This window comes from Sulfurimonas sp. CVO, from assembly GCF_009883775.1.
GTDB lineage: Bacteria > Campylobacterota > Campylobacteria > Campylobacterales > Sulfurimonadaceae > Sulfurimonas > Sulfurimonas xiamenensis.
The window spans coordinates 1,668,414-1,681,461 of the sequence record NZ_CP033720.1; the positions used below are offsets into that span (position 1 = coordinate 1,668,414).

The 13,048-nt window shown below is 33.4% G+C and carries 14 protein-coding genes; all 14 read right to left on the reverse strand.

Going from position 1 to position 13,048, the window contains the following annotated elements:
• Positions 1–320: 320 nt before the first annotated feature.
• Complete coding sequence (locus CVO_RS08460) at positions 321–659, reverse strand: type II toxin-antitoxin system PemK/MazF family toxin (protein WP_152298634.1); 339 nt, start codon at positions 657–659, stop codon at positions 321–323.
• Positions 649–876 carry a CopG family ribbon-helix-helix protein gene (locus CVO_RS08465; protein ID WP_152298633.1) on the reverse strand — a complete coding sequence of 76 codons (228 nt, stop codon included), beginning with the start codon at positions 874–876 and terminating at the stop codon, positions 649–651. The genes CVO_RS08460 and CVO_RS08465 overlap by 11 nt, the downstream gene beginning before the upstream one ends.
• Before the next feature lie 129 nt (positions 877–1,005).
• Positions 1,006–2,139, reverse strand: a complete 1,134-nt coding sequence (locus tag CVO_RS08470) for a Fic family protein (protein WP_159571575.1) — start codon at positions 2,137–2,139, stop codon at positions 1,006–1,008.
• Between the two features lie 150 nt (positions 2,140–2,289).
• Entirely contained in the window at positions 2,290–3,039 is a 750-nt protein-coding gene (locus CVO_RS08475) for a glycosyltransferase family 2 protein (protein ID WP_159571578.1), read from the reverse strand.
• Complete coding sequence (gene galE, locus CVO_RS08480; RefSeq protein WP_159571581.1) at positions 3,036–4,052, reverse strand: UDP-glucose 4-epimerase GalE; 1,017 nt, start codon at positions 4,050–4,052, stop codon at positions 3,036–3,038. Before galE ends, CVO_RS08475 begins: the two co-directional genes overlap by 4 nt.
• A 1-nt stretch (position 4,053) precedes the next feature.
• Complete coding sequence (locus CVO_RS08485) at positions 4,054–5,130, reverse strand: glycosyltransferase family 4 protein (protein ID WP_159571584.1); 1,077 nt, start codon at positions 5,128–5,130, stop codon at positions 4,054–4,056.
• Positions 5,127–6,053: a glycosyltransferase family protein gene (locus tag CVO_RS08490; protein WP_159571587.1), complete on the reverse strand. Its 927-nt coding sequence runs from the start codon at positions 6,051–6,053 to the stop codon at positions 5,127–5,129. The genes CVO_RS08485 and CVO_RS08490 overlap by 4 nt, the downstream gene beginning before the upstream one ends.
• A 183-nt stretch (positions 6,054–6,236) precedes the next feature.
• Positions 6,237–7,361: an EpsG family protein gene (locus CVO_RS08495; protein WP_159571590.1), complete on the reverse strand. Its 1,125-nt coding sequence runs from the start codon at positions 7,359–7,361 to the stop codon at positions 6,237–6,239.
• Between the two features lie 45 nt (positions 7,362–7,406).
• Positions 7,407–8,216, reverse strand: a complete 810-nt coding sequence (locus tag CVO_RS08500; RefSeq protein WP_159571593.1) for a glycosyltransferase family 25 protein — start codon at positions 8,214–8,216, stop codon at positions 7,407–7,409.
• Positions 8,217–8,414: 198 nt separating this feature from the next.
• Positions 8,415–9,542, reverse strand: a complete 1,128-nt coding sequence (locus CVO_RS08505) for a polysaccharide pyruvyl transferase family protein (RefSeq protein ID WP_159571596.1) — start codon at positions 9,540–9,542, stop codon at positions 8,415–8,417.
• A 1-nt stretch (position 9,543) separates the two neighbouring features.
• A complete protein-coding gene (locus tag CVO_RS08510) occupies positions 9,544–10,095 on the reverse strand; it encodes a hypothetical protein (RefSeq protein WP_159571598.1) in 552 nt (183 codons plus the stop codon).
• Positions 10,092–10,421: a hypothetical protein gene (locus CVO_RS08515; protein WP_159571601.1), complete on the reverse strand. Its 330-nt coding sequence runs from the start codon at positions 10,419–10,421 to the stop codon at positions 10,092–10,094. Before CVO_RS08515 ends, CVO_RS08510 begins: the two co-directional genes overlap by 4 nt.
• Complete coding sequence (locus tag CVO_RS08520; protein ID WP_159571604.1) at positions 10,411–11,181, reverse strand: TIGR04255 family protein; 771 nt, start codon at positions 11,179–11,181, stop codon at positions 10,411–10,413. Before CVO_RS08520 ends, CVO_RS08515 begins: the two co-directional genes overlap by 11 nt.
• Before the next feature lie 126 nt (positions 11,182–11,307).
• Positions 11,308–13,047, reverse strand: a complete 1,740-nt coding sequence (locus CVO_RS08525) for a thiamine pyrophosphate-binding protein (protein WP_159571607.1) — start codon at positions 13,045–13,047, stop codon at positions 11,308–11,310.
• Position 13,048: the final 1 nt, after the last annotated feature.

Sequence of the window (13,048 nt, forward strand, 5' to 3'; positions counted from 1 at the left end):
ATTTGGGACTTTCGAACTAGATTCTTCACTTTGTTCAGAATGACAAATTTTGTTCAGAATGACATACTCTCCCGTCACCCTGAGCGAAGCGAAGGGTCTCTTTGGGACTTTTGAACTAGATTCTTCACTTTGTTCAGAATGACGAACGGAGGAGATTCTTCACTTCGTTCAGAATGACGGAGTTTCTCGTCACCCTGAGCGGAGCGAAGGGTCTCATTGGTTTGAACTAGATTCTTCACTTCGTTCAGAATGACGGGTTTTGTTCAGAATGACGGGATCGCATGTCACACAGCAAACCAAAAAACTAAACCTCTGACCCGCTACTGCGCTATCTCATCAAAAAGTTCTTTGACTTTTTTCATCTCATCTGTTTTTAAAGATGCTAGTTTTTCCACAAATCTATTATTATCAATAGAACGAATTTGTGTAATTACCAAATCAGAATCTTGTAGTAACTTTTCTCTTTTTTTAACTCTCATGCGGATAGGTTCTGCATCATCTATTAGTGAAGTAGTAAGTGGGATTACTATGGTTGTCGGGTACTCGCTATGATTTAATTCATCATTTTGAAAAATAAGTACAGGGCGAATCTTGCCCATTTCATTGTTCTTTTTGACGGGATTAAGATTGGCAAGCCAAATTTCTCCTCTACAAACCATCGTTTAAAGTTCCTTCAAAGTTTTTATACTCATCTTTATCTGCATTTTTTGTTTTTTCTACAGCTTTGAGTATTCTGCTTTTTTTACTTTTTTCAACATTTTTGGCATAGTACTCTATCGCCTCGCGTATTACATCGCTTTTTTTCTTGTGCAATGTATTTGCCAGAGTATTGAGTTTATTTTCCAAAACATCATCAAGACGAACAGTTGCTACCATAATTTATCCTTTTGTATTTTGTAATACAGTATTATATCATACATTTGTCAAACTAGATTCTTCACTCTGTTCAGAATGACGAAGGAGAGAGATTCTTCACTTTGTTCAGAATGACGGAGTTTTGCTCTGCTATTCTTTAAGTTCGTAGTAAACACCCCGACCTTTTCCAAAACTCTCAAAGATTCCTTTTTGAACTAAGTCTGATATATCACGACTGGCTGTGAGTCTTTGAGATTTGGTTAAGCTCATGTATTTATTTACTCTCATACCACCTTCAAATTTTCCTGGGAGATATGAGAGCATTTTTAGTATCACTTTTTTTTGTCTATCATTGAGTTGTGTATCTCTATGTTTATCCCAAAATTTTGCTTTTGTTTGTACTGCTTCAACTTTTTGAAGTGTTTCATCGATAGAGATTTCAAGCAGTTTTACAAACCATTCTACCCATAGTGTAATATCTTGATTAGTTTGTTTGCAAACACAATCGAGTAAATCATAGTACTCTTTTCTATTTTTATAGATAATGGTAGAGATAGAGTAGAATTTTGCATTTGCTAGATTTGTCTGAGCCAGTACATAGTCTGTGATAGCTCTAGCAATCCTTCCGTTTCCATCGTCAAATGGGTGTATGAGCACAAAATAAAGATGAGCTACTATAGCTTTATAGATACTGTTTTGTTCATCTTTTTTGTTTAACCATCTTAAAAAATCATCCATTAATTTTTCCACTATTTTTGACGGTGGTGCTACGAAATGGATTTTTTCTTTTTCCCATGGACCTGAAACGATTTGCATATCTTCACTATTTGTTCTGTATGTTCCCACTTTGATATCTCTAAGACCTGAGCTTCCGGTTGGGAAAAGTGCTTTATGCCATGCAGATAATCTTTTTTTTGTTAACGGCTCTTTATTTGTTTTTGTATCTATGAGTATCTCTATAAGATTGTCAGACTGAGCGGTGTAGCTATAGTCATCCTCAAGACCTAGTTTCAAAAGTTTGTTTATAGATGAGCGAACAGAAGATCTTTGAAGTATCTCTCCTTCAATTGCTGAAGTGGCTATTGCTTCATCAAGAAGCACTTCAAGTTGCAATTCATTTGAATCACTCTGATTCATAAAATTTTCTACCATCTTAAGCTGACCAAACTTATAAGTCAGACTTTCAAGATTGACATTATCATAAGTAAAATTTGGAAAATTACTACTCTCCCATATCCATTTTAATTCATTTTCTAAAGAAGCTGCGCTTTGATCTGTTTTCATAGATTTATTGTATCATTTTTTGATATGTTTATAGCTTTAAATTGTATCATTTTTCATTTAAAATGACGAGATTCTTCACTTTGTTTAGAATGACAGATTCTCCGTCACCCTGAGTGAAGCGAAGGGTCTCTGTGTCTTAAGCTTATTAGATCACTTTTTCAACAACTCCATAACTTTTCTAGGATACTTTGATAATATTTTAAGTATATTGGTATCTATACCATTGTCTCTACACACTTGAAGCTGTTCTTTTGCTATAAGCCAAGTGGCTTTTAGTCCGCCCGTACTAACTCCTCCTGTTCGCATCTTCACAAGCACCTCTTTCATATAGCTATAGCTGATTTTATGTGTATATAAAAATCGTGCCAATATATCAAAATCAGCACCTATTTTTAAATCTGTTCTAAATACACCATACTTCTCATATACCCATCGTTTCACAAAAAAAGTAGGATGAGCAGGCATCCAACCATACGCAAACTTTTCAGGACTAAAATGACTACTGTCATAATACCTCACCACTTTTTCTATATTTTCCGGCTTTACATAAACCAAGTCAGCATAAACACTCTCTACTTGTTTCTCTTCAAACTCTCTGACAACTTTTTCTATCACATACTCATCTATATAAAAATCATCACTATTGAGTATCCCCACAATATCCCCAGTTGCTAGTGCGATCCCTTTGTTCATAGCATCATAAAGCCCTTTATCCGGCTCACTGACAAACTTGCTTATCTTATCTCCATAACTTTGCACCACTTCTACCGTGCCATCTGTACTAGCACCATCTACTATGATGTATTCTATATCTTTATAAGTTTGCCCTAACACCGAGTCTATGGCATCTTTTATAGTTGCGGCATTGTTCCATACTACAGTTATGATTGAGATTTTCAAAGTTTTTTCTCCCACTCATACGCACTTTTCACTATCAACTCAAGATTATTATATTTTGGTTTCCATTTCATCTTTTGTATTATTTTGCCATTGTCTGATACAAGTATAGACGGATCACCTTCTCTTCTATCGCCTTTTATTACTTTAAACTCATGTTTTGTAGTCTCTTTAACACTTTTAATTATCTCTTTAACACTATATCCATGTCCATAGCCACAGTTAAAAGTATCGCTTTGATTTTTATCCAAATACTCTATAGCTTTAATATGTGCATCGGCTAAGTCATCTACATGTATATAATCTCTTATACATGTACCGTCATGCGTATTATAGTCTTCACCAAATATAGTAATAGCTTCTCGTTTTTGTAGTGCTGTTTTTACTACTAGTGGTATGAGATGCGTTTCTGGATCATGTGACTCTCCTACTCTTGGGGCTAGTTTTTCACCCTCGTAGTGTATATCAGCTCCAGCTACATTGAAGTATCGAAATATACAGTATTTAAAATCTTTCTTTACTTTGGCTTCATCTTTTATCACTTGTTCACTCATGAGTTTGCTTTGACCGTATGGATTTATGGGCTTTGTGTCAAACTCTTCTGTGATGGTTTGTTGGGCGTCATTTAAAGTTGGTTCGCCATATGTAGCAGCAGTAGAACTAAAAATAAACTTCTTCACACCATAGCTTGAAGCACACTTTACTAAGTTAGTAGTATTTACAGTGTTGTTCATGTAGTACTTCATAGGATTTTGCATCGATTCGCCTACTTGAGAAAATGCTGCAAAGTGCATTATCGTATCTATCTCATAAGTTTCAAACAGCTCTGCAACTTTGTCAAACTCTTTGAGATCAAGCTTTACAAAATCAAACTTTTTTATCTTTTGGAGTGTGTCTATAGTGCTTTGAAATCCTGTAGAGAGATTGTCCACTACCACTATGTCTTTGTCTTGTTCTAAAAGTTGTTTGGCTACATGGCTTCCGATGTAACCTGCTGCTCCTGTTATAAGTGTCATTTTAACTCTCCATTACTATTTGCTTCAAACTTTTTATATATCTACCCAAACTATATTTCTCTTTAGCTTCTTTTTTATTATACTTTTGGATTTGTTTCAACTTCTCTTTGTCATTTATCAAACACTCTATCCCCTCAACCAAACTTTCTACTGATTTTGGCTCAACTAAAACACCATTTTTACTATTAACAACTTCTGGAAGATACTTATAATTTGTAGTAACAATAGCATTTTCACACGCCATAGCTTCGATGATAGATATGGGAAATGCTTCAGACTTATAATAGCTTGGTAGTACAAATATATCTGAACTTTGAAGTAGCTTTACTTTATCCTCTCCAAATGTTTTACCTATATATTTGATCTTATCGTTTTGAGATATTTTACTCTCAAACATCTCTTTTACTTCATCTATGTTCATATATTCATCTGCTATATATCCACCTGCAATACTCAAACATATATCATCATATTTTTTACTTAACTTTTCAAAAGCATCTATAAGCTCAAATATCCCTTTGCTACTCATGATATTTGATAGATAGACTAGATTTGTCTTACTTGCATCTTTTTCCACCAGCTTTTCATCCAGCTCTTTGTCATAAAAGTTTGGTATAACCTCTACTTTCATACGCTCAAAGTCTCCAAACTGTAACTTCATACTATCAAGTAGCACTATAGAAGTATCTACTTTCTCGTAACTTTTAAAAAGTATCTTTTGATACCACTTCGGACTACTGTGTAAAAACTCATAAAAGTCAGAGCCATGAAGATGATTGACTATTTGTACACCTCTTAAGCTAACAAGATTTATAAGCACTATATCTTTTATACTACCAAGCATACTGCGACTACATGTAAAATACACTACATCATACTTACTAAACAAAGCTTTTACAGATATAAAAAAAAGTGTCTTAAAAGTACCAAATATTTTGCCTAGTTTTGATTTATCCTCAAGGTTTGTATTTACTACTATTTTTTCACTCTCTTCTATACTCTCTACAAACCTTGTAAATGCTAGTGACTGACCATGAACAGGTGGTAAAAGTGGACCTAGTAAAAATATTTTTTTCACTTTGCTAACAACTTTTTCACAAACTTGTGTCCACCATACTTTTTCAAAAAATACCCTATCCGCGTAAATAGTTTTAAGTTATGGTAGCTTTGAAAACACTCCACTAAAGCAAAATCAACATCTAAGTTTTCAAACTGAACCTCAGCATTGCTTGCTTTTACATCCCATTTAGAACTACCACCACTATTATGAGTGCCCTTGGCATCATTAAAGCCATCATTGACAATTTTTGAAAATTTTGGATAAACAGTATAGCTTTTTTGCAAAAACTGAGAAAACCCCCATCGTATTGCCCACGAGTCGATCTTTCCAAGCATTTGTAGCTCTAGCATTTTATACATATCGTTACCCCCGAGTTCAAACTTTTTTCTCATTTGTTTGTTATGTTTTAACTTCTCAAAACTTTTTACATCCCAATCTACACTATTCCATTTATCTTTCCAAGTCGCCCATCCCCATGATGAACCACGAGGTGAAAGATACAGATCTTTGTCGTAAGTTTCAAGACACGGAAGCTTAGGACCATACCCAGAGATAGACCAGATATTGCTATCGTTTTTATAAAATTCTAGTGCATTATTCATATAGTCTAAAAAATCACTAGACACTATTAGGTCATCCTCTAGAACAATCACTTTTCCATACTTATTTATAATCTCACTAACTCCATCTATTATAGAGTTTGCCAAGCCTTTATTTTGTGGAGCTTCTATTATCTGAGTACTCTTAAAACCATTGATAGTCTGTAAGTACTCTCTTACCTCTAAAACATCGTTTTTGTCAACTTCACTTTTGTACCCATCTGAATAGATAAAAAGCTCACTTTTCTTTGCCAAATCATTTTGAAGTAAACTTTCTATTGTATCTTTTGGGACTCGTCTGTATGTGAAAAGGACAATCGGAACTAAATTTTTATTCGTCATTTTTTAATCTCGTATCTTTTTTATTTAATTGTATTGCATAAACAAGTACCAACCCTGCCATTAAAAATAGATCCCTGCTTGCTATTAAGGCAAAACTAACTTGTCTTGTCATAATGAATGCAAAATAAACTACCATCAGCAAAACTAGTAGCTGTTGTGTAAACGACTGCAATATCATTAATCTCATATGACACTCTGATTTGTAAACATACGATAGACATAAGTATTAAACATCAAAAAATAAGCTAAAATCAACAAAATTGCTGTGATTTTTTCATATAATTTAATCGAATAATAAACAGAGCTTGCAGCAACAATTGCAAAACAAATATTAAAGTAGACTGTAATTCTACCAATTATTTCTACTGCAAAAAATATATTAGTTAAAATATCACCTAGAAAAAAGAGTACAAAATATAATGCTAGCTTTGGTTGTTTATCCAAAACAGTTTTACTCTTATATAAAATAAACAGTGTCGTTGTTATCCTCAGTAGCACTCCAAGACCGCTACTTATTCGCTCTTCATTGAAAGCAAACTTCGCTGTTTCAAGATATTGTATATAATGTGAAAAAACATCAATCCCTGAGCCAATTAATGAAAGCAATGAAGCCATTTGGGTTAAAAACCAATCACTACCAATAAAAGCTATCGATAAAACATATAATACAAAAAACAAATTTCGGTTAAACTTTACTATTCGTAAAAAATAAACCGACAACATAATTAATGCTGACACATGAAAGAGTGAAGCAACTAAAATATAAATTGCATATTGAAAAGGTTTCTTTTCTATGATAAACTGAATCGCATAGAAAAAGATTACAACAGCTAGTGACTGTCTTAGTCCACTGAGCGTCCAAAAGAAAATACCATTTGTGATGACAAAAAAGAACATAAGAGGCAATAAAAATTGAAATCTGTAAGATGCTTTGATAAAAAAGAACCATATCAAGCCCGCAACTAATCCAAAAAAAAGACCTGCAGGTACACCAAGCTTTGCAAAAATAAAATTTAAATATTCCCAACCTACCTCATTCTCTTTCCAGAATGACGGAAATTTACCATGGTTAAGTATGTAGTTGTAAAACTCCAAGTATCCGCTGTAGTCTACTCCTACATAAGATTCTCTCGTTCCTGCAACTATGATAATCGCAACAATAACCCAGAAAAGTCTAATATTCCAACTAAATCCTGAAGTTTCATTTTTAAGTGAATTTATATTATTATTTATTATTTTTCCTGCAGGCAATGCAAGTGTTAAAAACAACAATATATTATATGTTAAAAGTGCAATAATAACTGTCATTTTATAACTATCTTATTTGGTAATCGGTTAGGAAAAAATATCATGTTAAATATTCACTTCATACTTGTGTAATTTTTTAAATTGCAAAAAAAATCCTTTAGTTAAAAAGAACACTTCGTGTAAACGCAACTTCCTCAATATCTTTTGAACCAGATCTTTAAATTTCTGATATCCGGTTCTCGTTATTTTGACTTTTGATCTCTCCCTCAACAACAAGCTATCCCCAATAAAACTATCGTCCACTAAAATCATCGATGGAACAACACCATATATATTTAACTTTTTGTCATTCCATTTGTCAATGGGTTTATAAATCACTTTGTATTCAGCCAACATCTTATGTGCTCCGCTTTTGTTGATTAGATAGCCGTATGCACCGACAGGAGCTTCTGCAAAACGAACAAGCTTTTGAATCTGTGAAATTTTCTTTTGATGCCATACTGAGGACAATGCATCGATATGCCTTGATCTTTTCGTATGATGGCCAAGCATAACACACTCCCAATCTGAGGGCAACTGCTTTACAATACTTTTCAAATCTTCTTGCCCAAACGAAAAATTGACATCATCTTCTAGTATAAGTGCCAGTTCAATATCATTATCTATCATACTTTGATAGATAGAGAGTTGGCTTAAAGCGACTCCTATTTCACCTTCGGTCAATTTCCGGCCTAAAATTCTTTCTGCTTTCGCCTGATCGGCTACTTTGTCAAGATATGATTTTTCAAGCTCTTTACCATATACCGCTTTGATAAAAGTTGGTTTGATGCTGTTTATTTTGCATATATGAAGCATCTCTGTTTTTTTTTCTACATCTTTTTCCAAATTAATAATAAAACATTTTATATCATTCATTTCTTTTTCACTTTGAGAGAATTTAAAAATTTTAAGACTGACTGTTTAGTAGTTTGCTTAGAGTGAGTTATGAGGATATTCACTTTTTCAAGCACTTTGATATATCTTGCCTTAACTGCTTCACTCCATTTACTTTGATAGAAAAGTCTTTGAATTTTTAGTTTCTGTAAAATAATTATACTTACTAATGCTCTATTCTCACTCACCATGCAGAGCTCCCATCAAAAATTCCAAAGACTTTTTCTTTTCACTATTTAAAATCATATTTACTCTACTATAGTCAATCTTCTCTAACTCTTTGCCTTCCAAATCTTTCACATCAAAAACAAGTCTCTCTTCTAGTCCTAACTTAGTGGTTAACGATACAAACCTGTCCATCCCTCGACCCTCATTTCCTATAACTACAAAATCTTTTTCAAAGATTATAGAAAAAACCATCCCATGAAAAGAGTCTGTCACTACTGCATCAGCATTGGCAAAAGATGCAAGCCACTGCGGTACTGAGTAGGTCACTTGCGAACTATCAAATCCTTTAAGATGATGTACACTTTTCATATCAGCACTTTTTTGCACAAACTCTATGATCTCTTTTTTCTCTTCTGCTTCATCGAGCACATAAGTTAGAAGTCCACCTGCGTTTGTATTTACTGCATCGTACTTTGCAATAATCTCATCTTTGTAAAACTCTTTGCTCATAAGCATTGTCGGGTCTAGCACATGTACAGCTTTGTCATAGTCAAAGGTATCTTTACAAATAACTACGCCAGAAGACTCTCTAACCGATACAGCTACAAAATCTTGAAGAAGCTTGGCTATTTCTTGGCTATCGCCTTTACCCTCCCAAAAGTCTTTTCCAAAAGAAGCCGCATAAGCTATTTTTTTAGTTTTGCTACCATCTACAAAGTCTAAAAAGTAGCTTTTATAATATTTGTCATTTATATACGCTTTTCTCCAAACTTGGTCACTTCCTACTATGACCGCATCAAAGTTTTCTTTTTTAGCAAAGTTTTCTAAATCTTGTTTTGTATATAAATCTTCACTGATTTTAAATATCTCTTTTTCGATAAATGGTCGATGAAACTTCTTTCTTTCTAGTCTTGCTTCATTTAGTTTATTGTTATTTTTCATATTTCTAAAATTATGAAAAGGTATTTTGAGTAATATCTCTTTTATTATTTTTTTCCACCATACTTGAGTATTAGTACTTTGCTTATATATCAAAACCACATCATGCTCCTGAGCATCTAAAAGCCTATATAAAGCAACTGCTTGTAAAATCCCCCCATAGTTTTCAGCTATTGGTAGAGTTAGAATTCCTATTTTCATCCTAATCATTTCTCCCATCGTCTCTTGCAAAATATCTTATGATACATGAGTGAAACAGTACCCATGAAGCATAAGAGAGTTCTTTTATTTTTATTGTTTTTATATCTTGTTGCATATACTCTTTTGAGATGGTCATTATCTTTGTAAAGTCAAAAAAGTACTCACTATCATCGCCTAAAAAATCAGGTATATACATGTGCTTGTAGTTTTGAAAGTTTTTTAGTCCGTTTTTAATCTTTTGAGGTGTATCTGCATTTAGTTTTTGCAGGGGTATTATATTTGTGTATGGTAAGTCTTTTATATCTCTTGCAAAATCACAAGTATTACCTAAAACTATCCAAAAACTACTGTAAGTTTCTGCTTCAAAACTACCGCTACTATTTAAGCTCACAAACTTTTTATCAAGCTTTATAATATCACCTTGGTACAACTCATTTTGTTTAGATGCTGGTGTATAAAATCCTTGTGAATAGTTGTCATTTACTATCTTTTTTATCTGTTTTTGTAACTGTTCAAAATCATAAACAGTAGGCCATCTAGAGCTACAACTCATATATCTAATATCTCTTTATCTGTTCCGCTATATGTAGCTAAGTAGCTATCTATCTCTTTATCTAACTTCTCATCTACTTGCAAAAAGTCAAAATTGGAAGCGATAATCTGCCTGTGTGCATCTTGCATGATGCTTTGAGCTTGGTTTTGTATGGTTGTTGTGTTTGCAGCAGGTGCTAAATATTCTTGAGGTAATGAGCTACTAAAATTTGTATGTGTTTCATACGAACTGCCCAAAGAAGAACTTGCTAAAACTCCCACCAAAAACATATGATTGATATAACTTGAGGTACTTTGTGTGTTATAAATATTATATTTAGTTTGCATCTTCATCTCCATATATTGGGTTGAAAGTATCTATAAACTCTTTTTGTAGCATCTCAAAAAAGAGCTCTTTGTTTATCTCATGGCACTTTTGTAAATAGACTTCATAATTGCTCATAAAGTCATCAAGCTCACCCATAAAAGTGTCTATATCTATCATTGAACCTTGTATAGCTCTGCCGTTCATCACAAAAGTAGAGTTGTTTGAAACTACAATGTTATTAAAAGTATCATCTTTTTTTATAGTTTGCACTATTTGTGTTTTTGCTGTATCTTTTCTTTTGCCATCTTTGTTTAAAAGATTAAACTCAGTATGGTCAAATATATTTGGTACTGCAAAAAAATCACCGTATCTTATGCCAAGTCGTTTGACTTGCACTATAAAATCTAAAGCAAAAATAGTTTTGTAAAGCTCCACCAACTCTTGCTTTATAAATTCACTCCATCCTGGATAGTCATTGGTATCGTCAAAGTTTTCTTTACTATAAACAAACACAAAAACTCTAGGACCCACTAAGATACTATAAGGAGTAGAGTTATTGAAAAGTCTATAGTGCGGTTGATCTATAAGATTGTCTTGAACTCTAATATCCTCAGGTATATGAGCTACAGGAAGCTTCTCACTCATATGAAACTTCTGTTTTAAAGCATGTTGCACCAAACCATACACAGCATCTATAGGGCAAGATATATCAAACCTAATCTCAATAGCAGCAGAGACTATAGGCGTAGGTGATATTTTACTAGGATACGGTGGTTTCATTATCTCTCTTTTCTTTCATTTGGTTTAATTTTAGCTAAATTTTGCTTTTGTTTAAAGTAGTTAAACTCATCATCTTCAAAGCTAACTTCTTTGACTATTATTCCATACTTTGTTTATCTTCTACTTTCATCTTCTCAAAAACCCCTTAACAGCTTTTACACCCTTATCTCCCAAAATACCTCGAATAGCATTTTTAGCTTTACCTGATGTATTGCTCACCATTGATGTAACTGTCTCTAAAGCATCGCTTTCTTCATCATCGTTTGTAAACACTTCCAGAAGCATTGGTTTGTCACTCATCTCTTTAGTGAAAAATCTCTCATAAACCTCTTCATACTCTTTTTTGCTCGATGCACTCATATATTCAAATCCAAGACTCTGGGCATAGCCTTTTACAAGGGTTTTAGACTTATTTCCAAAGTGTCCACCTGCTGCATGATAAGCATCTGATGACTCTCCAAATGCTGCTGCTGGGTGGTTAAAGTTTTTAAACTCTGTACCTATTCCATTATTTATAAGCAATATTCTTACATTTTTTCCTACATGTCTATTACCAATAGAGTTCATATCATAGAAAAATGCCAAATCTCCAACTATACTAAAGTAAAGTTTTTCTTTATTTGCAAGTGATGCACCTATGAGTGATGATACACATCCATCTATCCCAAAACCACCTACATTGCTAGCTGATTCTACACCTTGAGGTAAATCAAACAAATTCCATGCTCTTAAGCTATTTAAAATCCCAAAATGCACTACTGAATTTTGAGGGATTTTATCGTGAGATTTTTTTGCAAGCCATATATTTGAAAATGGCACTTCTGATACTGCTTGATACATTTCTTTCATGTGATATTTACATACTTTGAGGTACGAATCACTTTGTCTAGTTTCTTTTGTATAGTTTTTAAAAAATGCAATCTCTGGCATCTCAAAAACATACTTTAATTTTCTAAAAGTATCTCTTATCTCGCCATCTTCACTTACTCTCCAAATGCTCTTTCCTATTATTTTGCCGCAAGAATAATCACCCGTTATTTCTCCGATATGAATAGTTAAATCTGGCTTGATTTCACGAAACATCGCAAGAGTCTGAGAAGACGAAATAGAATGAAGAACTTTATAGTTTCCATAATATCCACTTGTATGGTCACAAAACACCACGGCATCATTTGATGCACAAAAATCATCTATGACTTGTGTCAGTTCTTTACACATATTCTGATGCGAACCTACAAATATAGCTATTTTTTTATTTTCAATAGATGGAAAATCATTTGATAAAGTGATTCGTTTTATAGCTCTAACATCTGGTAATTTTTCAACATCAAAATTTTTACTATATTTTGTAGTAAGATTAATATGAACAGGACCACCACCATTTCTAAAAAGTTCTAAAATAGCACTATTTACTTTTACTTCACAACTCCAAAAATCATCATCATCTTTTACAATGGGTAAATGTACACTCAACTTTACAGTATCTTTTGGCATAACAGTTCTATCTATTAGCTGCGGACTCATATGCCCTATCTTTGCTATGTCTTGGCTCGATGTTACAGCAAGTACTGGCAACTTTCTATAATACGCCTCAGTAAGAGCAGGCAGATAGTTTCTTGACGCCGTGGCACCCGTACAGCTAAGAACTACAGGCTCACCTGATTCAGCAGCTAATCCACACGCCATATATGCAGCTGATCTCTCATCTACTGCGGAGTATAGTTCAAAAAAAGGATCATTTTGCAAACTTCGTACAAAAGTAACATTGGTTGCACCTGGAGAAGCAATAATTTTTTTTATTTTATTTACTTTTAGCACTGATATAAGTATCTGTACATTTTTTTCATCTGAATAGTAGGTTTTCATT

Coding starts and splice junctions, on each gene's coding strand:
- CVO_RS08460 (WP_152298634.1), bottom strand. CDS start 659: ATGGTTTGTAGAGGAGAAATTTGGCTTGCCAATCTTAATCCCGTCAAA.
- CVO_RS08465 (WP_152298633.1), bottom strand. CDS start 876: ATGGTAGCAACTGTTCGTCTTGATGATGTTTTGGAAAATAAACTCAAT.
- CVO_RS08470 (WP_159571575.1), bottom strand. CDS start 2,139: ATGAAAACAGATCAAAGCGCAGCTTCTTTAGAAAATGAATTAAAATGG.
- galE (WP_159571581.1), bottom strand. CDS start 4,052: ATGACACTTATAACAGGAGCAGCAGGTTACATCGGAAGCCATGTAGCC.
- CVO_RS08490 (WP_159571587.1), bottom strand. CDS start 6,053: ATGACGAATAAAAATTTAGTTCCGATTGTCCTTTTCACATACAGACGA.
- CVO_RS08495 (WP_159571590.1), bottom strand. CDS start 7,361: ATGACAGTTATTATTGCACTTTTAACATATAATATATTGTTGTTTTTA.
- CVO_RS08500 (WP_159571593.1), bottom strand. CDS start 8,216: ATGAATGATATAAAATGTTTTATTATTAATTTGGAAAAAGATGTAGAA.
- CVO_RS08505 (WP_159571596.1), bottom strand. CDS start 9,542: ATGAAAATAGGAATTCTAACTCTACCAATAGCTGAAAACTATGGGGGG.
- CVO_RS08510 (WP_159571598.1), bottom strand. CDS start 10,095: ATGAGTTGTAGCTCTAGATGGCCTACTGTTTATGATTTTGAACAGTTA.
- CVO_RS08515 (WP_159571601.1), bottom strand. CDS start 10,421: ATGCAAACTAAATATAATATTTATAACACACAAAGTACCTCAAGTTAT.
- CVO_RS08520 (WP_159571604.1), bottom strand. CDS start 11,181: ATGAAACCACCGTATCCTAGTAAAATATCACCTACGCCTATAGTCTCT.
- CVO_RS08525 (WP_159571607.1), bottom strand. CDS start 13,047: ATGAAAACCTACTATTCAGATGAAAAAAATGTACAGATACTTATATCA.